Source organism: Rhodopseudomonas parapalustris (assembly GCF_053772255.1).
Genome location: NZ_JAMKBZ010000019.1, coordinates 62,401 through 82,724 on the forward strand (window position 1 = coordinate 62,401; position 20,324 = coordinate 82,724).

Below are 20,324 nucleotides of genomic sequence, written 5' to 3' on the forward strand. Positions count from 1 at the left end.
GCAGGCCGGTTCGCGCGCCCTGTGCGCTCTCAGAACTCTCGCGCGATCTTGGCGAGCATCGCCAGCAGCGCAGCGCTGTTGTCGCGGCCGAGCAGTTCGGTGAGCCTGGCCTCGTGCCGGGTGGCCACCAGCTTCTTGGCGCGCGCCAGCGTTGCGCGGCCCTTGTCGGTCAGCACCAGGATGTGCGAGCGGCGGTCGCTCGGCGAGCGGGTGCGCTGGCACAGTCCGCGGCTCTCCAGCGCGTCCAGCATCGCCACGAAGTTCGGCCGCAGGATGCCGAGCGTGGTGGCGATCTCGGTCTGGTTGCGGCCCGGATTGGCGTCGAGCAGCAGCAGCACCGAGAACTGCGCCGGGGTGAGCTGGACAGGCGCGACCGATTGCAGAAAATCCTCGAACACGCGAAGCTGGGCGCGCTTCAGCGCGTAGCCGAGCAGCTCCGACAGTTCGCCCATCATCAGCTCGGAGGCCTCGGCGGCGGACTCGGCCGGCGGCTCCTTACGCGCGGCGCGTGCCGGCTTGACGGCGGCGGCGGTTTTCGATGCGGTCATCGCCGGGCTCGTGATCCTGAGGGGGCAAACGGTCTGCGAACGCGTCGCGGGCCTTGAGCTTATAATCGATAATTGTTATGCACCATATCAAATAGCCCGAGCAGAATACAACTGCCGGCGGACGGGGGGCGCAGCGACGTCTCCGTGGGAGGGGACGTTCGCGTGAACACCACGATTCTGCTGTTCCTGTTGCAGGACGGCGTCACCAACGGCGCGATCTACGCACTGCTCGGCCTGGCGCTGGTGCTGGTGTTCGCGGTGACGCGCGTCATTCTGATCCCGCAGGGCGAATTCATCACCTTCGGCGCCCTCACCTACGCGACGCTGTCGGCCGGCGGCGTGCCTGGCACCGCGCAGCTTGCACTGGCGATGGGACTGGTCGCGTTCGGCTTCGAGCTGTTCAGCGCCCGCAAATCGCTGCGCCTCGCCAAAGTGGTTCGGGCAGCGCTGATCTACATCGCATTTCCGGCCGTGGTGCTGGCGCTGGCAACGTGGCTGCCGGCACACAAGCCCGGCGTTGCGGTCAACATCGCGCTGTCGCTGCTGATCGTCGCCGCGATCGGATTGTTTCTGTATCGCATTGCATTCCAGCCGCTGGCCCACACATCCGTGCTGGTGCTGCTGATCGCGTCGGTCGGCTGCCACCTGGCGCTGCAGGGCTTCGGCCTCGTGTTCTTCGGCGCCGAGGGTCTGCGCGGCCCGCCGCTGTCGGACGTAACTCTGAGCGCCGGGCCGCTGCTGTTCACCGGGCAGAGTCTGGCCGTGTACGGCATCACCCTGGCGCTGATGGCGGCGCTGTGGCTGTTCTTCGGCTTCACCCGCTACGGCAAGGCACTGCGCGCCACCGCGGTCAACCGGCTCGGCGCCCGGCTGGTCGGCATCCGCACTTCGCTCTCCGGCCAGATCGCGTTTCTGCTCGCCTCGGTGATCGGCGCGATCTCCGGCATCCTGATCGTGCCGATCACCACGCTCTATTACGACACCGGCTTCCTGATCGGCCTCAAGGGCTTCGTTGCGGCGATCATCGGCGGACTGGTCAGCTATCCGCTCACCGCCGTCGCCGCGATCGTGGTCGGCATCGTCGAGTCGTTCTCCTCGTTCTACGCCTCAAACTACAAGGAGGTCATCGTCTTCACGCTGATCCTGCCGGTGCTGGTGCTGCGTTCGCTCGCCGCCCCCGCGGTCGAAGAAGAGAAGGACTGAGCGTGATGCCGCGTTGGTTGCCGATTCTCCTGTTCGCCGCCGTGATGACGGCGCTGCCGCTGATCCCGGGCCTCCCGCCGTTCTGGATCGTGCTGCTGGACAATATCGGCCTGGCCGCGCTGGTGGCGATGGGCCTGGTGCTGCTCACCGGCGTCGGCGGGCTGACCTCGTTCGGCCAAGCCGCGTTCTGCGGCTTCGGCGCCTACACCACAGCCTATCTCAGCACCGTCTACGGCGTGTCGCCGTGGCTGGCGCTGCCGGCCTCGCTCGTCGTCGCCGGCATAGCCGCGGTGCTGCTCGGGCTGATGACGGTGCGCCTCTCAGGTCACTATCTGCCGCTCGGCACCATCGCCTGGGGCATCGCGCTGTACTATCTGTTCAGCAAGCTGGATTTCCTCGGCCGCAACGACGGCATCTCGCAGATCCCGCCGCTGTCGGTGGGCTCGGTCGAGATGTTCGATCCGGACACGATCTATTTCGTGATCTGGGCGATGGTTCTGATCAGCGCGGTGCTGACCATGAACCTGCTCGACAGCCGCACCGGCCGCGCAATCCGCGCGCTGCGCCGCGGCCATGTCGCTGCCGAAGCCTTCGGCGTGCAGACCGCGCGGGCCAAACTGCTCGTCTTCATCTACGCCGCGGTGCTCGCCGGCCTGTCAGGCTGGCTGTACGCGCACTTCCAGCGCAACGTGAATCCGACGCCGTTCGGGCCGCAGGCCGGCATCGAATATCTGTTCATCGCCGTGGTCGGCGGTGCAGGCTATGTCTGGGGCGGCGTGCTCGGCGCCGCGATCGTCATCATCCTGAAGGAAGTGCTGCAGGGCTATCTGCCGCTGCTGTTCGGCGGTCAGGGGCAGCTCGAGATCATCGTGTTCGGCATTCTCCTGGTGGTGCTGCTGCAGCTTGCACCCGGCGGTGTGTGGCCGTGGCTCGCCAATCTGGTACCGGTCAAATTCCGGCGCGCCGTCACCGGCAAGGCCGGCGGCCTACCCGCGCGTGAACGGGTCGGCGGCTCCTCGACCGCGCCGCTGCTGAAGGTCGAGCGCGCGCGAAAGCAGTTCGGCGGCGTGGTTGCGGTCAACGACGTGTCGTTCGACGTCAACGCCGCGGAGATCGTGGCGCTGATCGGCCCCAACGGCGCCGGCAAGTCGACCACTTTCAACCTGATCACCGGCATCCTCACCACCACCGGCGGCCGGATCGAAGTACACGGCAAGCCGGTCGACAACACCCCGCCGCAGGAAGTGGTGAAGCTCGGCATCGCCCGCACCTTCCAGCACGTCAAGCTGGTGCCAGACATGACCGTGCTGGAGAACGTCGCGATCGGCGCGCACCTGCGCGGTCGCTCCGGCGCGGTCGCCAGCATGCTGCGGTTCGACCGCGGCGACGAGGCCAAGCTGCTCGCGGAAGCCGCCCGCCAGATCGAACGTGTCGGACTCGGCGCCGAGATCGATCAACTCGCAGGCAGCCTCTCGCTCGGCCAGCAGCGCATTGTCGAGATCGCCCGCGCGCTGTGCGCCGATCCGGAGCTTCTGCTGCTGGACGAGCCGGCAGCCGGGCTGCGCCACATGGAGAAGCAGCGCCTCGCCGCGCTGCTGCGTCAGCTCAAGGACAGCGGCATGTCGGTGCTACTGGTCGAACACGACATGGGCTTCGTGATGGATCTTGCCGACCGCATCGTCGTGCTGGACTTCGGCACAAGGATCGCTGAAGGCACGCCCGACGCGATCAAGACCAATCCGGACGTGATCAAAGCCTATCTCGGAGCGCTGGCATGACCGCGCTGCTTTCGGTGTCCGGCGTCTCGGTGTCCTACGGCAAGGTCGAGGCGGTGCGGAACGTGTCGCTCGAGGTGCGCGAGCGCGAGATCGTCACCGTGGTCGGAGCCAACGGCGCCGGCAAGACCACGTTGCTCAGCGCCGCGATGGGCGTGCTGCCGCTCAAGGGCCGCGTCACCTTCGACGGCATCGACGTCGCCCGGCTCGACATCGAGGATCGCGTCGCCGCCGGGCTGTCGCTAGTGCCTGAGCATCGCGAACTGTTCGCCACCATGACGGTGGAGGACAATCTCGAACTCGGCGCGTTCCGGATCGCCAAGAACATCGCGGCGCAATCGCAGGAGCGCGTCTACGGTCTGTTTCCGCGGCTCAAGGAGCGGCGCAAGCAGCTCGCCGGCACACTCTCCGGCGGCGAGCAGCAGATGCTGGCGATGGGCCGCGCGCTGATGGGTGCGCCGAAGCTGTTGATGCTCGACGAACCGAGCCTCGGCCTCGCCCCGATCATCGTCGCCGACATCTTCCGCATCGTCGGCGAGCTGCGCGAGGCCGGCGTCTCGGTGCTGCTGGTGGAACAGAACGCCAAGGCGGCACTCGGAATCGCCGACCGCGCCTATGTGATGGAGCTCGGCGAGTTCGTGCTCGACGGGCCGGCCTCAGAGGTCGCCCGCAACGAGGCGGTGGTCGCGAGCTATCTCGGCTTCTCCCATCCCGCCTGACGATGCGGGCAGCGCCGCGGGAGATGCGTCGCTGTTGTCGAGATGCACTACACAATTGCGACCGAGATCCTTGGCGCGGTACAGCGCGAGATCCGCGCGCCGCATCAGCGCCGACAGCCCGCCGCCGTCATAGCTGGCCAGACCGAAGCTCATCGTCACCGCCACAAGCCCGTGGTCGCACGGCACGTCGATGGCGCACCTCCGGCGCAGCGTCATTGCAAAGTCGTTGGCCTGCGCGTCGCTGACGCCGACCATCAGACCGGCGAACTCCTCGCCACCGTGGCGCGCCATCAGCATGCCGCGCGGCGCTGCGAACTCTCGCAGGATTCCACCGATCTCGGCCAGCACCCGGTCGCCGACGGTGTGGCCGTAATGATCGTTGATCGCCTTGAAGCGGTCGAGGTCGCACATCAGCGCCACCACCCGCTGGCCCGCCGACGCCGCCTGCGCCAGCATCGTCGCGGCGGCTTCGTCGAAGCCACGCCGGTTGAGCAGTCCAGTCAAAGGATCGGTGCGCGACATCCGCATCAGCTCGGCACGGGTCGATGTCAGTTGCCGCATCAATTGCGCGGACCGATACGCCAGCGCGCCGGACAGGGTCGTCGACACGCCGAGCGCGACCATCATTGAGGCTTTCACCACCGCGCCGACTTCGACCGTCGCGCTCCAATCGGTGCCGAGGTCGGAAATCAGAAAGATCATGGTGACGACCGCCGTAATGCCGGCCGTGACCGCTACTCTGCCCGCCGTATAGCGGATGGCGTCGCGCCGCGTGACGATCTGGTTCGGCATCTGTCAACGTCGTTGGGGCGCGCGCCGCACCGGAGGCACAATCGCTCCGACCGCCGGCCGCCCGGCTGCGTGGCAAAATCCACGCCGTTTGGTTGCAATCCTGGTGGTTTTACCAGACCGTCCGCGCCGAGCACGTTAACTCGACGCAATTCGAGTTATCAGCCTTAACGCGCGGCTAAAACTGCGGAACCGCCGCATCCCACAAAAAAGAAACCGGCCTCGCGCGGAGGCCGGCTTCGCCAGGCGCAGGCGGATACGCCGCCGGCGCGAGGGCTATTTCACCATCACGTACTTGCCGTCCTTGACCGTCAGCAGAATCCGCGAGCGGTCATCCAGGCCGTAGCGATCGGTCTCGGTGAAGCTGTACACACCCTGGCTGGCCGCGATGTCCTTCTCGGTGATCAGCGCCTTGCGGATCGCATCGCGGAATTCCTGCGTGCCCGGCTTGGCGGTCTTCAGCGCCACCGGCACTACCCGCTCGAGCACCTTGAAGGCGTCGAACGAATGCGCGGCGAACTGGCTGCGGCTGTTCGGGCCGTATTTGGCCTCGTAAGCCTGCACCAGTTCCAGACCAGGCTTCTTGGTCAGCGCGCTGTCGGGCTGATCCTCCGGATCCATCACCGGACCCGACGCCATGATCACGCCCTCGGCCGCCTTGCCGGCGATCCGAATGAAATCCATCGAGGCCGCACCATGGGTCTGATAGATCAGCCCCTTGTAGCCACGATCACGCAAGGACGTCTGCGGCAGCGCCGCGGCGGTGCCGGACGCACCGACCAGGATCGCATCCGGATTGGCGGCGACCAGCTTCAGCACCTGGCCCGCAACCGACGTGTCGGGACGCGCGAACCGCTCTTCGGCGACGATCTTCAGCCCCATCGCCTCGCCCTGCTTCTTCAGGTCGTTGAACCACAGGTCGCCATAGGAGTCGGAATAACCGATGTAGCCGACGGTCTTGATGCCGTGCTTCTTCATGTGCTCGTACAGCACCTTGCCCATGATCGGGATCGGCTGCGGCATCGCCACCGACCACTTGGCGCGCTCCGGCGTGATCGGCAGCGGCGCCAGTGCGATGTGTGGCACCTGGGCTTCGTTGGCGACGTTGGACACCGCGACCGTCGGCGGCGTCACTGACGACCCCATGATCACGTCCGCCTTGGACTCCGTGACGAAACGACGCGCGTTAGTGGTGGCCGCCGTCGGGTCGCCGCCGTCGTCGAGCACGATCAATTTGAGCGGATGACCGCCGATCTCCTTTGGCACGAATTCCAGCGCGTTCCGCTCGGGAATACCGAGCGCCGCGGCGGGGCCGGTGGTGGTGACGGTGATACCGATGGTAATTTCGTTGGTTTCGGCGCGCGCAGCGCCGGAAAGCCCCGGCAACGCAAGGGCCACGGCGACCGCCGCAGCGGACATCTTGAACTTGGTCACGTTCTCCTCCTCCCACTGTTATGGTATCGGCCGTGTTCGGCGCGATCTTGTCGTCCTGTTTACGGCATCACCGGCGGCGAGTCAGCCCCGCATGAACTTCGCCTTCACCTCCTCCGGCACCGCGACCGACTTCAGCCGGCTCGGATCGTCGGGATGACGGCCGACCAGCACCCGCGTCTCGAATCCTTCGAGCGCCATCGAATCACCCTTGAACACCTTGTGCACCACTTCGAAGCTGGAGCGCCCGAACCGCGCGATCCGGCTTTCGATGCTGATCACATCGCCATAGGTCGACGGGATGTAGAACTTGGCACGGGTGTCGACCATCGGAATCCCGACCAAGCCATAGACCTTGATCAGGTCGCGCTTCGAACAGCCGGCGGCGACAAACAGCGCCGAGGTCGAGTCGTCGAACATCGCAAAATAGCGCGGGTAGTACACAATATCCGCCGGGTCGCAATCACCCCACTGGATCTGCACGTCGCGGCGATTGGTGAACATGGGGCTGCTACTTCGCTGTCATCGTTTGAATCGCCCCCTCACCCGCCCCGGCACCGCTGCGCGGCACCGGGATGACCTCTCCCCGCACGCGGGGAGAGGTTGCGCCGTGCCGGTTGCGGCTGTCGTGGCCATCTTGATGCCTTTACTCCAGCGCGATCACATGCGCGGGCGTCGGGTCGGCGTAAAGGTCGGCGATCAGGCCGGCGCGATATTCCAGCACGGCGCGCTGGTTGACCGAGCCCTTGTCGGTGATCTCGCCCTTGTCGATCGACAGCGGCTCGCCGAGCAGCACCGCGCGGGTGACGCGGTTCGACGAGCCGGTCGCCTGGGTCAGCAACGTAGCGAAACGCTCGCGGAACGCTTCGCGGATCAGATGGTCGCCCGCCATGCCGGCGAGATCCTCCAGCGGCAGCGTGGCGTTGATCAGCTTGCAGCCGTCCGGATCGAGGATCGCCAGCGCGGTGACGTAGTGGCGGTCGAGCCCTGCGATCACCACATCGCGCACCAGCGGCGCGCAGGCCGCGATGAACTTGGCACGCAGCGGGCCGACGCTGACCCAGGTGCCGGACGCCAGCTTGAAGTCCTCGGAGATCCGGCCGTCGAAATCGAACCCCCTGGTGAGATCGTTGGGATCGACGGGCTTGAGCGCGTCGTTGAGCTTGTAGAAGCCCTCCTCGTCGAACGCCTTCTCGGTCAGCTCGGGCGCGCGCCAATAGCCGGGGGTGATGTTCGGTCCCTTCGCGCGGACTTCAAGCTTGCCGTTGTTCGGCACCAGCTTGGCCGCGTTGCCGGGCACCGGCAGGCCGACATGGCCCGACCGAGACGTCTGCGGCGTCACCGACATGAAGAACGGTGCGGTCTCGGTGGCGCCAAGGCCAGTGAGCATCGGCACGCGCGCGCCGGTCTCCTGAACCGCGACCTCGTCGAGCCCGCTCCAGACATGCGCGGCGAGGCTGGCGCCGGAGAAGAACATCGCGTGCAGCCGGCTGAAGAACAATTTGCGGAGCTGCTGGTCTTCACGCAGCACCGGCAGCAGCGACTCGTAGCCTTTGGGAACGTTGAAATACACCGTCGGCGCGACCTCGCGCAGATTACGAATCGTGGCGGCGATCCCGGCCGGCGTCGGCTTGCCGTCGTCGATATACATCGAGCCGCCGTTGAACAGCGTCAGCCCGATATTGTGATTGCCACCGAAGGTGTGATTCCACGGCAGCCAGTCGACGATCACCGGCGGCTCTTCCTTCAGAAATGCCATCGCCTCGCGGATCATCACCTGATTGGCGCAGATCATCCGCTGGGTATTGATCACCGCCTTCGGATTGCCGGTGGAGCCCGACGTCAGCAGGAACTTGGCGATGGTGTCGTGGCCGATCGCCTCGTGCCTGGCGGCAAGCTCGGGATGCTCCGGCGTCGCCAGCAGCGCAGCGAGCGACGTCACCTTGCGGCCCGCCACTTCGCCGCGCGTCGCGGCGAGTTCGACATCGGCCGGCACGGTGGCGAGGATCGCGGGCGCGAATGCCGTGATGTCATCGGCGAAGATCAGGCCGGGCGTCAGCAGCCCGACGATGTGGCGCAGCTTACCGTAGTCCTTGGAGACCAGAGAATACGGCGGCGACACCGGACACATCGCGACGCCGGCATACAGCGCGCCGAACATCACGATCGCATGGTCGATCGAATTGCCGGACAGGATCATCACCGGCCGTTCGACTGACAGCCCGCGCGTGATCAGGGCCGAGGCGATGGTCTGCGCCGCGCGCAGCATCTCGGCGTAGCTGATCTTGCGCCAGCCGCCCTCGCCGTTGCGCTCGGCCATGAATACCCGGTCCGGCGCCGCTTCCGCAAAGTGATGCAGCCGGTCCGTAATCCGCACCGGATAGTCGGTGAGCGTGGTGGTCGAGCGCACATAGATCGTACCATCGGGCTTGCGCTCCGTGGCGATGCCGATCTCGCCGAACGAAATGTCGCGCAGCGGATGAGCTGACTCGCGCCCGGCGGCAGCGGCGAATGCAATGGGATCGGTCATGGCGTCCATCACGGCTCCGTTTCAGGTCGGCCGAACCTTGGCTGTCTTGTGATCGAGGAAGGCGCGAATTCGGTTCTTGGCTTCCTGGTCGCTCTGCGCCACGGTCGCCATCAGCGATTCCATCAACAGGCCGGTTTGCGGATTGGCCTCGGCGATCATCGGCAGCGCCTGCAGCACCGCGAAATTGGTCAGCGGCGCATTCTGCGCCACCCGATTGCCGAGCTCCAGCGCCTTGTCGTAGGCCGAACCGCTGTCGATCAGGTATTGCGAAAAGCCGTGCACAACGCCTTCGGCGGCGGAGTACACGCGGCCCGTGAGCATCATGTCGGCCATCCGTGCCACCCCGATCAGACGCGGCAGCCGCACCGAGCCGCCGCCGCCGACGAAGATGCCGCGGCTGCCTTCCGGCAGCGCGTAGTAGGCCGAGGCCTCGGCGACGCGTATGTGCGCCGCGCAGGCAAGCTCGAGCCCGCCACCGATCACCGCGCCCTTCAGCGCCGCGATCACCGGCACCCGGCAATACTGGATCTTGTCGAACACCCGGTGCCAGGTCTGTGAATGCACCAGCCCCTCGGTGGCGTCGCGCTCACGCAGCTCGGAAAGATCGAGGCCGGCCGAGAAGTGATCGCCGACGCCATGGATCACCACCGCGCGGATATCGTCCGGAATGTCGGAGAGGCAGTCCTTCAACGCCGCCATCAGCCCGTCATTGAGGGCGTTGCGTTTCTTCGGGCGATTGAGACCGATCGTCAGCACAGGGCCGACGGTGTCGACGACAAGCGTCGATGAGTCCGCGAGCGTCGCGGCCTGAGCGTTTCCTGTGAGCACTTATTACGTCCTGTGCAGAATAGTTATAGATTATAACGATCACTTGGGGCCGGCGTCAATCGGCATTGCGGAACGAGAGCGGGCCCGGGCTCATAAAAGCTGGGATTGCCGAGTGTGGCGCGAGTGCCGCCTGCGAGGCGCGCTCCCTCTCCCCGCCCTTCTGCGGGGAGAGGTTAGGAAGGAGGCCTCACAGCACCTGATGCACGTCGATCACCACGCGGTCGGCGTGGCGGGCGGCGGAGCCAATGAACAGATGCTGCATCAGCCACTGATAATTCGGGTGGCCGGTCTCGAACCGCGGCCGGGTGCGGAAATAAATCAGCTTGGGATCGACTGGCTCGCCGCGCTTCAGCTTCTGCAGGAGGTCGATCGGCCCGAACCGGAGGCCGACGTTCTCGACATAGACCACTGCGCCGTCGTCGGTCTCGAAGGCGTATTTGGCTTCCAGCTCGATCAGTTCGTTCGGCCGGATGATCTGGAAGTCGGCACCGAACGGCAGCACCTTGCCGGCGATCCCCTCCCCCTTCACCTCGCCGCCGAGGATCGGAATGATCCGGCGTACGCCGGTGCCGATCTCGCCGGCCGAGGTCACCTCGCCGATCCGCGCGGTGATGGTGAAGACGTATTTGGTTTCGAGGGTCGGCGTCATTGATCGGCTCCCACCTATTCCGTCATTGCGAGCGCAGCAAAGCAATCCAGGGCTTCACGCACTGCGCTTCTGGATTGCTTCGTCGCTTCGTTCCTCGCAATGACGGGAGGTTGATTGTGAACGTATCCCCGTCCCTAACCGATCATCCGCATCGGCAGCCACAGCGCGATGATCGGGAAGACGATCAGGATCACCAGCCGGATTAAATCCGTGACGACGAACGGCAGCACGCCGGCGAACACCGTGGACATGCTGACATCCTTGATCACGCTCTTGATCACAAACACGTTCATGCCGACGGGCGGATGGATCAGGCCAAGCTCGACCGTCATCACAATGATGATGCCGAACCAGATCGGATCGAAACCGAGCGCGGTGACCACCGGAAACACGATCGGCACGGTGAGGATCACCATCGCCATCGCGTCCATCAGGCAGCCGAGCACCAGATACATCAGCAGGATCAGCGCCAGCACGCCGTAGGGCCCGATACCGAGCCCGGTGAGGAATTCAGTGACGTATTGCGGCGTCTGGGTGATGGTGAGGAAGTAGCCGAAGCACAGCGCACCGATCAGCACGGTGAACACCGCCGCCGCCGTGCGGGTCGCCTGCAGCAGCGATTGCAGAATGCCCTCGCGATTGAGCTTGCCGCGCAGGATGCCGATCAGAAACGCGCCGACCGCGCCCACCGCGCCGGCCTCGGTCGGGATGAAGAACCCGCCATACAGCCCGCCAATCACGAACAGGAACAATAGCAGCGGCGACCACACGTCGCGGAAGGCGGCAAGGCGGTCGCCCCACGAACTCTTCGGCCCGGCCGGTAGAAAGCCTGGCCGCACCACGCCGATGATCCAGATCGTGATCATGTGCATCACGATCGCGAGCAGGCCCAGCAGGATGCCGGCGATGAACAGCTTGCCGATGTCCTGCTGAGTGATGATGCCGTACACCGCCAGCACGGTCGACGGCGGCAGCATCGCGCCGAGCGTGCCGCCGACCGCGATCACGCCGGTCGAGAACGACTGCGGATAGCCGAACCGCCGCATCTCCGGATAGGCCACTGCCGAGAACGTTGCTGCCGTGGCGACTGAGGAACCGGAGATCGCCGCGAAACCGCCGCAGGCGGCGATGGTGGCGATGCCGAGCCCGCCCTTCCAATGGCCGACGATGGTGTTGCCGGCGCGGAACAGCTCGCGGCTGATGCCCGACGCCGACACGAACGCGCCCATCAACAGGAACATCGGGATCACGCCGAACGAATAGTCGGTGACGGTCCGCATCGTGGTCTGGCCGACCAGCTTCAGCGCCGGCTCGAAGCCGGTGAGATAGCCGAAGCCGGTGATGCCGACGAGGCCCATCGCCATGCCGACCGGCACGCGCAGCAACATCAGGACGAACAGGCTGACGAAGCCGATGGCGGCCACGGTCTCGTTGGTCAGCATCGCGGCCTACTCCACCGGCTTCATGCGCACTTCGCGCATCTGCTCCGGATGGAAGATCAGCCGGAAGGTTCGAATCGCGATCAGGAGCACGGCAGAGACGTCGCCGATCCACGACACCAGATAGAACGGCCAGATCGGGATCTGCAGGTCCATGGTGACGATGTGGTCGGCACGCGTCGTCACCACCTTGTCGAACAGCGTGTAGGTCTGCACCGTGACCACGAACAGCAGAACCAAAGTGGCGAAAATGTCGATAATCCGCTGCCAGCGCGGCGACGCCGCCGCCCACACCAGATCGACGGTGATGTGCGAGCCGCGATAGCTGGTGGCGGCGATGCCCCAGAAGATCAGCACGCCGAGCATGAACTGGCCGAAATTGTAGTAGTCCGGGATCGTCACCGAGAAGAATTTGCGCATGAACACCGCCAGGAAGGTGTTCAGCGCGACGATGCCGACGAAGAACGCCGCGATCCATTCGATCGCGTCGATGAACCGGTCCATGCCGTTCTTGGCGAAGCGCCGCGTCGTTAGCGCGCCGGGCAGCCGGTCGGGCTGCTTGTCGTCGGAGGGGGCCATCACGAGGGCTTTGCTGCTCCCTCTCCCCGCTTGCGGGGAGAGGGTTGGGATGAGGGGGTGACGGAATTGCAACGATGGATAGCGGCGAGTGCGGGGAAACGCCCCCTCACCCGACCAGCGGCGCACTACGCCGCCGGTCGACCTCTCCCCGCACGCGGGGAGAGGTGAAGCCCGTGCCAGCTCACAGCCCGGCGTCGTACTTCTTCAGCGCGGTCTGCAGGTCGGCTTCGATCGCCTCTGGATCGCCGCCGGCCTTCTTGACCTGGGCGGCCCAGCTATCGCGCAGCGGTTTGGTCGCCTTCTTCCATTCGGCAAGCTGCTCGGGCGTCAGCGGATAGACCTCGTGATCCTTCAGCGCCTTCATTTTGACGCGTCCATTGGCCTCGAAATCGGTCCATGGATCGGTGACTCTGGAGGCCCATTCCGGCGTGCAGTGATCGTCGATGATCTTCTTCTGCGCATCCGACAGCGCATTATAGGCCTTCAGCCCGATGTTGTAGGTGAACACCGTGGTGTAGAGCGGCACATCCATATGATACTTGACCACCTTGTCGATGCCGAACAGGAACACCGAGCCCCAGGGGAAGGTGATCTCGTCGGCAACGCCGCGCTCCAGCGCATCGCGCGATTCGGGCGCCGAGGCCTGGACATTGGTGCCACCGAACAGCTTCACCATTTCGCCGATGGTCGATTGCGCCGGACGCACCTTCAGGCCGCTCATATCGGACGGCAGCATCACCTTCTTCTTGCCGTGCAGCGCGCCCGGATCGTGGATGAAGGCGAAGCACAGCTTGGTGTCCTTCATCTCGGTCGGCGCGTATTTGTGGTACCACTCGTTCAGCGCTAGCGTGCCCTTCTTGCCGTCCTTGAACACGAACGGAAGCTGCCCCGCGGCGACGATCGGGAAGCGGCCGGGCTGATAGCCGGGATTGACGTAGGTGACGTCGGCGATGCCGTCGCGCGCCATATCGTAATGGTCGAACGCCTTGCCGAGCTGCTCGGAAGGGAACACGGTCATGCGGATGGTGCCGCCGGAAGCCTTATGGATGTCCTCGGCCCATGCCTTGGTGGCCGGCACCAGCGGATGCGCCGGCGGCACCCACAGCGAGACTTTCCAATTGACCGTCTTGTCCTGCGCGAGCGCGGGCGTCACGCTGGCGGCAAGCAGCAGCGCGAGCAGAGTTTTCCTCATCGAGCTTCACTCCCTATGGTCGGCTTCAATCGGCCTTTGGGCCGCATTGTTATAGGTTATAACCATCATTGCAAGTGACCGCCGCGTAATAGCTGCTAGATGTCGGACGGCAGCTAGACGGCTCCGTGACGGTCCCGTAACGAAGCGACGACATCATCGGGGGAACGACCATGCGGACACAAGTGGCCATCATCGGCGCGGGTCCGTCCGGACTGCTGCTCGGCCAGCTGCTGCACAAATACGGCATCGATGCCGTCATCGTGGAACGCAAGGATCCGGACTACGTGCTGTCGCGGATTCGCGCCGGCGTGCTGGAACAGGGCATGGTCGACCTGCTCGACGAGGCCGGCGTTTCTGCGCGGCTGCACCAGGAAGCGCTGGTGCACGACGGCTTCGAGATCGCCTTCGCCGGCAAACGGCATCACATCGACCTGAAGGGCGCGACCGGCGGCAAGAGCGTCACCGTGTACGGGCAGACCGAGGTCACGCGCGACCTGATGGAGGCGCGCAAGAGCGCCGGCCTCACCACGATCTACGATGCCGCCGACGTCAGCCTGCACGATTTCGAAGGCGCCCATCCCAAGGTGCGGTTCGTCAAGGACGGCACGACGCGAGAGATCGTGTGCGATTTCATCGCCGGCTGCGACGGCTTCCACGGCATCAGCCGGCAGAGCGTACCGGCCCACGCGATTCAGTCGTTCGAGCGGGTGTATCCGTTCGGCTGGCTCGGGCTGCTCTCCGACACCCCGCCGGTGTCGCCGGAGCTGATCTACGTCAACCACGACCGAGGCTTCGCGCTGTGCTCGATGCGCTCGGCGCACCGCAGCCGCTACTACGTGCAATGCCCGCTTACCGACGACGTCGCCGAATGGAGGGACGACCGGTTCTGGGACGAACTCCGAAGCAGGCTCGATCCGGAGACCGCCGCGAAGCTGGTCACCGGCCCGTCGATCGAAAAGAGCATCGCGCCGCTGCGCTCGTTCGTCGCCGAGCCGATGCGGTTCGGCCGCCTGTTCCTGGCCGGCGACGCCGCCCACATCGTGCCACCGACCGGCGCCAAGGGCCTGAACCTCGCCGCCAGCGACGTGTATTATCTGTCGCGGAGTTTGCGCGAGTACTACGCTGAGAAATCCGAGGCCGGCATCGACGCTTATTCGGCGAATGCACTGCGCCGGGTATGGAAGGCCGAGCGGTTCTCGTGGTGGATGACCTCGCAGCTCCACCGCTTCCCCGATCATGACGGCTTCTCGCAGCGGATCCAGACCGCCGAACTCGACTACCTGGTCAATTCCAAAGCCGCGATCGCCTCACTGGCGGAGAACTACGTCGGGCTGCCGTACTGAGGTTTCTCCGGAATGACGGCGCATGGAGTCACGTCGCCTCGTTTCAAACACCCCCTCAAACCTCGCTTCAAACTTTGTCGGCGTTGCCGGCGAAGCGGCGCTGCGGTCTAACGGTAGCCGATGCAGCGAAGCGAGCGACGAGCAGGATGACGACCGACAAAGATCCAATCGACACGACGAACTCCGACGACGTCCCCGCGGGCTTCGTCCGCCACACCCGATCGAGCCCCCTCACTGCGCCGTGGGAGCCGCTGTATGCGAGGACCACGACGGAGGCGGTGATGCTCGGGCTGCGGCTTCGCGATTGCCATACCAATTCGCGCGGCCTCGCCCATGGCGGGTTGATCACCGCACTCGCCGACAATGCAATGGGCTATAGCTGCGGCCTCAAGCTCGGCGGCAGCGGACGGCTGCTGACGGCGTCGCTGGCGATCGACTTCATCGGTCCAGCGAGGATCGGACAATGGCTGCAGATCGAGCCGGAGGTGATCAAGGTCGGCGCTACGCTGTGCGTCGCGCAGTGCTTCGTCACCGCCGACGGCACCCGCTGCGCCCGCGCCAACGGCACGTTCAGCGTGGTGAAGGCGAAGGAGTAAGGTCGCGGCTCCTGGCCATCTGGCACTGTCCTTCCGGGGCGCGCATAGCGCGAACCCGGAACTCCGAGCTGTTCTGCGACCTGTCGCTTTAACCTCGAGATTCCGGGTTCACGCGCTCACGCGCGTGCCCCGGAATGACGGGCAAGTAGCAATCGCGCGCGACCGCGCGATCAACTCTGGATCACTGCTTCGACGCCGGCGGCGACCTCGAAGATGTCGCGATCGGTGCCGTTGACACCCGCCAGCATCAACCCGACCGGCGCCTCGCCGTCCCGATGGCACGGCAGCGAGATCGCACAGCCGTCGATCATGTTGATCAACGTGCAGTTGCGCAAGGCCAGCAGATTGGCCTTGGTGAACGCCTTGTCGTCGGCGAGTTCGGAGATGGCCGGCGCGGTGATCGCGGTGGTCGGCATCGCCACCGCGTCGTAGGGCGCCAGCCGCGCCGTGGCCCGTTCGATCAGCGATTTGCGTGCGGTCACGATATCGATGTAGTCGGCGGCGCTCTGGGTCTCGCCCCGCAGGATGCGCTCGCGTACCCGCGGGTCGTAGACGTCGCCCTGCGCGACGACCAGATAGCGGTGCCAGGCGTAGCTCTCGGCGGCGGTCAGGCCACCTTTCGCACTCAACGGCGCGACGTCGTTGAATTCCGGCACCTCGATCTGCTCGACGATCACGCCGTGACCGGACAGCGTCGTCAGCGCGCGGTCGAACGCGGCCTTCACAGCGGCGTCGAGTTCATCGAGCGCCACCGTGGAGGGGACCGCGATCCGCATCCCCTTCAGCGGCCGCGGGCTCAACGGCACCGCCGGCTGGTCGGCCAGGATCGCGTCCAGCGTAGCGCAGCAGGCGACGCTGCGCGCCAGCGGGCCGATCGAGTCGAGCGAGAACGACAGCGGCACCGCGCCGTCGCGCGGCACGCGGGCCTGCGACGGCTTGTAGCCGACGATGCCGTTGAATGCCGCCGGAATCCGGCACGAGCCGCCGGTGTCGGTGCCGAGCCCGGCATGCGCCATGCCGTCCGCGACCGAGACCGCGGCGCCGGACGACGAGCCGCCCGGCACATGGCCGACGTCGCGGCGATAGGCTGCTTTCGGCGTGCCGTAATGCGGATTGATGCCGATGCCCGAATAGGCGAACTCGGTCATGTTGCTGCGGCCGATCACCACGAAGCCGGCGCGCCGTAGCCGCGCCACTGCGGGCGCATCGCTGTCGGCCGGCGGATTATCATCGAGCGCGCGCGATCCGGCGCGGGTCACCTGCCCCTTGATGTCGAACAGATCCTTGATCGAAACCGGAATGCCGGCGAACGGCGACGGCGCCGCGTTGGCGGCGCGCAGCCTGTCCATCGCATCCGCCGCCTGCAGCGCCGCGTCGCGATCGACATGGATGAAAGCCCGCGCCCCCTCGCCGGCCGAATCGTCGATCCGCGCCAGACAGTCTTCCACCAGCTTGCGGGCGGTGGTGCGGCCGGCTTCGAGATCAGCCGCGAGGACGGCGAGTGTGGGATGTCGGGTCATAGTGTTCATTCCGCTGGGAGCCGATCGGCCACGCTGTGCGGCGCGCCTCGATCGTACATGAGGATCATCGGCTTATTCAGTAGCGCGGAAAGTGACGGTTTGCCATCCGCGACGACGGCGGCTCTCGTTCCGCGCACAGCGCATCGCTCGCCCTCGCCGATTGTCCGCTTTGCGGAATACAAATCCTGCACACGGCTCCGCGCCCTGCGCGTGTTGACGCTGGCGGAGCGATATCGCATCAAGACGCCACAACCGATGGGCCCACGAGCCAGCTCAGGGAGAAAACTAAGACATGGCTGAACCCGCACGCGCACGTCCCAAGATCACTCCGGAAACCCAGCACTACTGGGACGGCGCCAAGCAAGGCGAACTGCGGCTTCAGCGCTGCGATTCCTGTGCTCACGCGTACTTCCCGCCCCGCCCGTTCTGCCCGAAATGCGGCTCGCGCGAGGTCAGCGTGTTCAAGGCCTCCGGCAATGGCACCCTGTATTCCTACGTGATCAATCACCGCCCGCTGGCGGCCGGCTTCACCGAGCCCTACGCCATCGCGGTCGTGGAGCTCGAAGAGGGCCCGCGGATGATGAGCAACATCCTGGAGTGTCCGCAGACCCCGGAGGCGCTCGAGCTCGACATGAAGCTGGAAGTCACCTTCCAGAAGATCGACGACAATCTCACCCTTCCGCAATTCCGTCCGGCGAAGGGGTAAGCACCATGCGTCGCAATCAGGTTGCTATCGTCGGCGCCGCCGAAACCACCAAGCTCGGCGTCATTCCCGATATGTCGCAGATCCAGCTCCACGCCGACGCCGCGCTCAACGCGATCGCCGACGCCGGGCTGAAGCTGTCGGACATCGACGGCATCGCCACCGCGGTCGAAACGCCGCAGCAGATCGCCCACTATCTCGGCATCACGCCGACCTGGGTCGACGGCACTTCTGTCGGCGGCTGCTCGTTCATGCTGCACGTCCGCCACGCCGCCGCGGCGATCGAGGCCGGGCTGTGCAAGACCGTGCTGATCACTCACGCCGAGAGCGGCAAGTCGATGATCGGCAAGCTGCCGCGCTCGATCCCCGCCGACAGCCTGCAGGGCCAGTTCGAGGCGCCCTACGGGATCTACGGGCCGCCGAGCCAGTTCCCGATTCCGGTGCTGCGCTTCATGAAGACCCACGGCATCACCCACGAGCAGATCGCCTCGGTCGCGGTGGCGCAGCGCGAATGGGCGGCAAAGAATCCGCGCGCGATGATGAAGGATCCGATCACAGTCGAGGACGTCCTCAACTCGCGGATGATCGCCTATCCGTTCCGGCTGCTGCAGTGCTGCCTCGTCACCGACGGCGGCGGCGCGCTGATCATGACCTCGGCCGATCGCGCCAAGGACTTCCCGCACAAGCCGGTCTACGTGCTCGGCACCGGCGAGAGCGTCGAAACGCCGATGGTCAGCCAGATGGAGACCTTCAACTCCTCGCGCGCCTTCAAGGTGGCGGGCCCGACCGCGTTCCGCGAGGCCGGCATCAGCCACAAGGACGTCGATCATCTGATGATCTACGACGCGTTCGCACATTTGCCGCTGTTCGGCCTCGGCGACCTCGGCTTCATGCCGTATGAGGAAACCGGCAAGTTCATCGCCGACGGCAACACCCGCCCCGGCGGCAAGCTGCCGCTCAACACCAATGGCGGCGGCCTATCCTACATGCACTCGGGCATGTACGGCATGTACGCGCTGCAGGAGAGCGTTCGGCAAATGCGCGGCATCGCGCCGGCGCAAGTCGAAGGCGCGAAGATCTCGGTCTGCCACGGCGTCGGCGGCATGTTCGCGGCCTCCGGCACGATCATCTTCACCAACGAGAAGTAGTTCGGCACAAGCCGCAACACACCACGTCATCGCCGGGCTCGACCCGGCGATCCATCCCTCGAAGAAGATGGATGCGCGGGCCTACGCCGCGCCGAAGGGGCTTCGGCCCCGCAGGCGGGTCAAGCCCGCGCATGACGCAGCGAAAATAGCGAGGCGTCATTCCGGGGCGCTCACGACGTGAGCGAACCCGGAATCTCGCTCAGCAGAACACCTCGGGATTCCGGGTTCGCGCTGCGCGCGCCCCGGAATGACCGTCGGATAGCAACGAACAACAAACAAAAAGGACATCACATGGCCAAGGCACTGGACGGCAAAGTCATCATCGTCACCGGCGCGGGGCGCGGCATCGGCCGCGAGATCGCACTGCTCGCGGCGCGCGAAGGCGCCAAGGTGGTCGTCAACGATCCGGGCGTCGCCTCCGACGGCTCGGGCACCGACGCCGCCCCGGCCGAGCAGGTCGTCGAGGAGATCAAGAAGGAAGGCGGCACCGCGGTCGCGAACTTCGAAAGCGTCGCCGAGGCGATCCCCGCCAGCAAGATCGTCAAGCAGGCGGTCGACACCTACGGCAAGCTCGACGGCGTGGTGAACAACGCCGGCATCTTGCGCGATGCGATCTTCCACCGCATGAGCATCGATGCGTTCGAGCAGGTCATCAAGGTGCACCTGATGGGCACGTTCTACGTCAGCCACGCCGCCGCCCGGCTGTTCCGTGAGCAGGAGAGCGGCTCGTTCGTGCACTTCACCTCGACCTCGGGGCTGATCGGCAATTTCGGCCAGGCCAACTACGCCGCCGCCAAGCTCGGCATCGTCGGCCTGTCGAAGTCGATCGCGCTCGACATGAGCCGCTTCAACGTCCGCTCCAACTGCGTGTCGCCGTTCGCCTGGAGCCGCCTGATCGGCACCATCCCGACCGAGACCGAAGCCGAGAAGGCCCGCGTCGCGCGGATGCAGCAGATGGGCCCGGAGAAGATCGCGCCGCTGTCGGTTTACCTGCTCGGCGACGCCGCCAAGGACGTCAGCGGCCAGATCTTCGCCGTCCGCATGAACGAGATCTTCCTGATGGGCCAGTCGCGCCCGATCCGCTCGGTGCACCGCGACGGCGGCTGGACCTGCGAAAGCCTCGCCGAGCATGGCATGCCGGCGCTGAAGGGCTCGTTCTACAAGCTCGACCGCTCCGCCGACATCTTCAACTGGGATCCGGTGTAAGTTCGGTCAGCTCCGCGACAAGCGTCGGTTAAAACATCAGCACGTCATTCCGGGGCGCGCCGCCAGGCGCGAACCCGGAATCCGGAGCTGTGGAGCCCCCGGCCGTCGCCGCCAACTCGGGATTGG

The 20,324-nt window shown here is 65.7% G+C and carries 19 protein-coding genes; 8 read left to right on the top strand and 11 right to left on the bottom strand.

Features of this window, described 5'->3' with window-relative positions:
- Window positions 1-29: 29 nt before the first annotated feature.
- Window positions 30-548 carry a MarR family winged helix-turn-helix transcriptional regulator gene (locus tag M9H71_RS16865; protein ID WP_455406114.1) on the bottom strand — a complete coding sequence of 173 codons (519 nt, stop codon included), beginning with the start codon at window positions 546-548 and terminating at the stop codon, window positions 30-32.
- A gap of 162 nt (window positions 549-710) precedes the next feature.
- Here M9H71_RS16865 and M9H71_RS16870 point away from each other — a divergent pair, with 162 nt between their 5' ends.
- The 3 genes from M9H71_RS16870 to M9H71_RS16880 are packed head-to-tail and all read left to right on the top strand — an operon-like array spanning window position 711 to window position 4,245.
- Window positions 711-1,751, top strand: coding sequence for a branched-chain amino acid ABC transporter permease (locus M9H71_RS16870; RefSeq protein WP_455406115.1), 1,041 nt, complete (start codon window positions 711-713; stop codon window positions 1,749-1,751).
- Window positions 1,752-1,756: 5 nt separating this feature from the next.
- Window positions 1,757-3,529 (top strand): branched-chain amino acid ABC transporter ATP-binding protein/permease, encoded by a 1,773-nt coding sequence (locus tag M9H71_RS16875; protein ID WP_455406116.1) that lies wholly within the window; start codon window positions 1,757-1,759, stop codon window positions 3,527-3,529.
- Entirely contained in the window at window positions 3,526-4,245 is a 720-nt protein-coding gene (locus M9H71_RS16880) for an ABC transporter ATP-binding protein (protein ID WP_455406117.1), read from the top strand. Before M9H71_RS16875 ends, M9H71_RS16880 begins: the two co-directional genes overlap by 4 nt.
- Here M9H71_RS16880 and M9H71_RS16885 read toward each other — a convergent pair.
- From M9H71_RS16885 to M9H71_RS16925, 9 genes are all read right to left on the bottom strand, one after another.
- Window positions 4,183-5,037, bottom strand: a complete 855-nt coding sequence (locus tag M9H71_RS16885; RefSeq protein WP_455406118.1) for a GGDEF domain-containing protein — start codon at window positions 5,035-5,037, stop codon at window positions 4,183-4,185. The genes M9H71_RS16880 and M9H71_RS16885 overlap by 63 nt on opposite strands.
- Window positions 5,038-5,310: 273 nt before the next feature.
- Window positions 5,311-6,453 carry an ABC transporter substrate-binding protein gene (locus tag M9H71_RS16890; protein WP_455406153.1) on the bottom strand — a complete coding sequence of 381 codons (1,143 nt, stop codon included), beginning with the start codon at window positions 6,451-6,453 and terminating at the stop codon, window positions 5,311-5,313.
- Window positions 6,454-6,549: 96 nt separating this feature from the next.
- A complete protein-coding gene (locus M9H71_RS16895) occupies window positions 6,550-6,969 on the bottom strand; it encodes an acyl-CoA thioesterase (protein WP_455406119.1) in 420 nt (139 codons plus the stop codon).
- A gap of 142 nt (window positions 6,970-7,111) precedes the next feature.
- Window positions 7,112-9,004 carry a feruloyl-CoA synthase gene (locus tag M9H71_RS16900; protein ID WP_455406120.1) on the bottom strand — a complete coding sequence of 631 codons (1,893 nt, stop codon included), beginning with the start codon at window positions 9,002-9,004 and terminating at the stop codon, window positions 7,112-7,114.
- A 12-nt stretch (window positions 9,005-9,016) separates the two neighbouring features.
- Window positions 9,017-9,823, bottom strand: a complete 807-nt coding sequence (locus tag M9H71_RS16905; protein ID WP_455406121.1) for a crotonase/enoyl-CoA hydratase family protein — start codon at window positions 9,821-9,823, stop codon at window positions 9,017-9,019.
- A gap of 187 nt (window positions 9,824-10,010) precedes the next feature.
- Complete coding sequence (locus M9H71_RS16910; RefSeq protein ID WP_455406122.1) at window positions 10,011-10,472, bottom strand: DUF3237 domain-containing protein; 462 nt, start codon at window positions 10,470-10,472, stop codon at window positions 10,011-10,013.
- Between the two features lie 134 nt (window positions 10,473-10,606).
- On the bottom strand, window positions 10,607-11,914 hold the full coding sequence (locus M9H71_RS16915) for a TRAP transporter large permease (RefSeq protein WP_455406123.1): 1,308 nt from the start codon (window positions 11,912-11,914) through the stop codon (window positions 10,607-10,609).
- Between the two features lie 6 nt (window positions 11,915-11,920).
- Window positions 11,921-12,415, bottom strand: coding sequence for a TRAP transporter small permease (locus M9H71_RS16920; protein WP_455406154.1), 495 nt, complete (start codon window positions 12,413-12,415; stop codon window positions 11,921-11,923).
- Between the two features lie 256 nt (window positions 12,416-12,671).
- Entirely contained in the window at window positions 12,672-13,682 is a 1,011-nt protein-coding gene (locus M9H71_RS16925; RefSeq protein WP_455406124.1) for a TRAP transporter substrate-binding protein, read from the bottom strand.
- Between the two features lie 170 nt (window positions 13,683-13,852).
- On the opposite strand from M9H71_RS16925, the gene pobA reads away from it, so the two are divergent.
- Both pobA and M9H71_RS16935 read left to right on the top strand, forming a co-directional pair.
- Window positions 13,853-15,025, top strand: coding sequence for a 4-hydroxybenzoate 3-monooxygenase (gene pobA, locus M9H71_RS16930; protein WP_455406125.1), 1,173 nt, complete (start codon window positions 13,853-13,855; stop codon window positions 15,023-15,025).
- A 146-nt stretch (window positions 15,026-15,171) separates the two neighbouring features.
- Complete coding sequence (locus M9H71_RS16935; protein WP_455406126.1) at window positions 15,172-15,621, top strand: PaaI family thioesterase; 450 nt, start codon at window positions 15,172-15,174, stop codon at window positions 15,619-15,621.
- A 170-nt stretch (window positions 15,622-15,791) separates the two neighbouring features.
- Here the strand turns inward: M9H71_RS16935 and M9H71_RS16940 are convergent, their stop codons facing one another.
- Window positions 15,792-17,141, bottom strand: a complete 1,350-nt coding sequence (locus tag M9H71_RS16940) for an amidase (RefSeq protein ID WP_455406127.1) — start codon at window positions 17,139-17,141, stop codon at window positions 15,792-15,794.
- A 292-nt stretch (window positions 17,142-17,433) separates the two neighbouring features.
- Here M9H71_RS16940 and M9H71_RS16945 point away from each other — a divergent pair, with 292 nt between their 5' ends.
- The 3 genes from M9H71_RS16945 to M9H71_RS16955 all read left to right on the top strand — a co-directional run bounded on the left by M9H71_RS16945 (window position 17,434) and on the right by M9H71_RS16955 (window position 20,198).
- Window positions 17,434-17,847 (top strand): Zn-ribbon domain-containing OB-fold protein, encoded by a 414-nt coding sequence (locus M9H71_RS16945; protein ID WP_013503432.1) that lies wholly within the window; start codon window positions 17,434-17,436, stop codon window positions 17,845-17,847.
- 5 nt (window positions 17,848-17,852) lie between these two features.
- A complete protein-coding gene (locus M9H71_RS16950; RefSeq protein WP_455406128.1) occupies window positions 17,853-18,992 on the top strand; it encodes a thiolase C-terminal domain-containing protein in 1,140 nt (379 codons plus the stop codon).
- A 291-nt stretch (window positions 18,993-19,283) separates the two neighbouring features.
- A complete protein-coding gene (locus M9H71_RS16955) occupies window positions 19,284-20,198 on the top strand; it encodes an SDR family NAD(P)-dependent oxidoreductase (protein ID WP_164604605.1) in 915 nt (304 codons plus the stop codon).
- Window positions 20,199-20,324 lie beyond the last annotated feature (126 nt).

Excerpts from the sequence above, each read along its gene's own strand:
- M9H71_RS16865 (WP_455406114.1), bottom strand. The coding sequence starts at position 548 with ATGACCGCATCGAAAACCGCCGCCGCCGTCAAGCCGGCACGCGCCGCG.
- M9H71_RS16895 (WP_455406119.1), bottom strand. The coding sequence starts at position 6,969 with ATGTTCACCAATCGCCGCGACGTGCAGATCCAGTGGGGTGATTGCGAC.
- M9H71_RS16955 (WP_164604605.1), top strand. The coding sequence starts at position 19,284 with ATGGCCAAGGCACTGGACGGCAAAGTCATCATCGTCACCGGCGCGGGG.
- M9H71_RS16910 (WP_455406122.1), bottom strand. The coding sequence starts at position 10,472 with ATGACGCCGACCCTCGAAACCAAATACGTCTTCACCATCACCGCGCGG.
- M9H71_RS16885 (WP_455406118.1), bottom strand. The coding sequence starts at position 5,037 with ATGCCGAACCAGATCGTCACGCGGCGCGACGCCATCCGCTATACGGCG.
- M9H71_RS16950 (WP_455406128.1), top strand. The coding sequence starts at position 17,853 with ATGCGTCGCAATCAGGTTGCTATCGTCGGCGCCGCCGAAACCACCAAG.
- pobA (WP_455406125.1), top strand. The coding sequence starts at position 13,853 with ATGCGGACACAAGTGGCCATCATCGGCGCGGGTCCGTCCGGACTGCTG.
- M9H71_RS16945 (WP_013503432.1), top strand. The coding sequence starts at position 17,434 with ATGGCTGAACCCGCACGCGCACGTCCCAAGATCACTCCGGAAACCCAG.
- M9H71_RS16880 (WP_455406117.1), top strand. The coding sequence starts at position 3,526 with ATGACCGCGCTGCTTTCGGTGTCCGGCGTCTCGGTGTCCTACGGCAAG.
- M9H71_RS16920 (WP_455406154.1), bottom strand. The coding sequence starts at position 12,415 with ATGGACCGGTTCATCGACGCGATCGAATGGATCGCGGCGTTCTTCGTC.
- M9H71_RS16900 (WP_455406120.1), bottom strand. The coding sequence starts at position 9,004 with ATGGACGCCATGACCGATCCCATTGCATTCGCCGCTGCCGCCGGGCGC.
- M9H71_RS16890 (WP_455406153.1), bottom strand. The coding sequence starts at position 6,453 with ATGTCCGCTGCGGCGGTCGCCGTGGCCCTTGCGTTGCCGGGGCTTTCC.
- M9H71_RS16925 (WP_455406124.1), bottom strand. The coding sequence starts at position 13,682 with ATGAGGAAAACTCTGCTCGCGCTGCTGCTTGCCGCCAGCGTGACGCCC.
- M9H71_RS16915 (WP_455406123.1), bottom strand. The coding sequence starts at position 11,914 with ATGCTGACCAACGAGACCGTGGCCGCCATCGGCTTCGTCAGCCTGTTC.
- M9H71_RS16875 (WP_455406116.1), top strand. The coding sequence starts at position 1,757 with ATGCCGCGTTGGTTGCCGATTCTCCTGTTCGCCGCCGTGATGACGGCG.
- M9H71_RS16935 (WP_455406126.1), top strand. The coding sequence starts at position 15,172 with ATGACGACCGACAAAGATCCAATCGACACGACGAACTCCGACGACGTC.
- M9H71_RS16940 (WP_455406127.1), bottom strand. The coding sequence starts at position 17,141 with ATGACCCGACATCCCACACTCGCCGTCCTCGCGGCTGATCTCGAAGCC.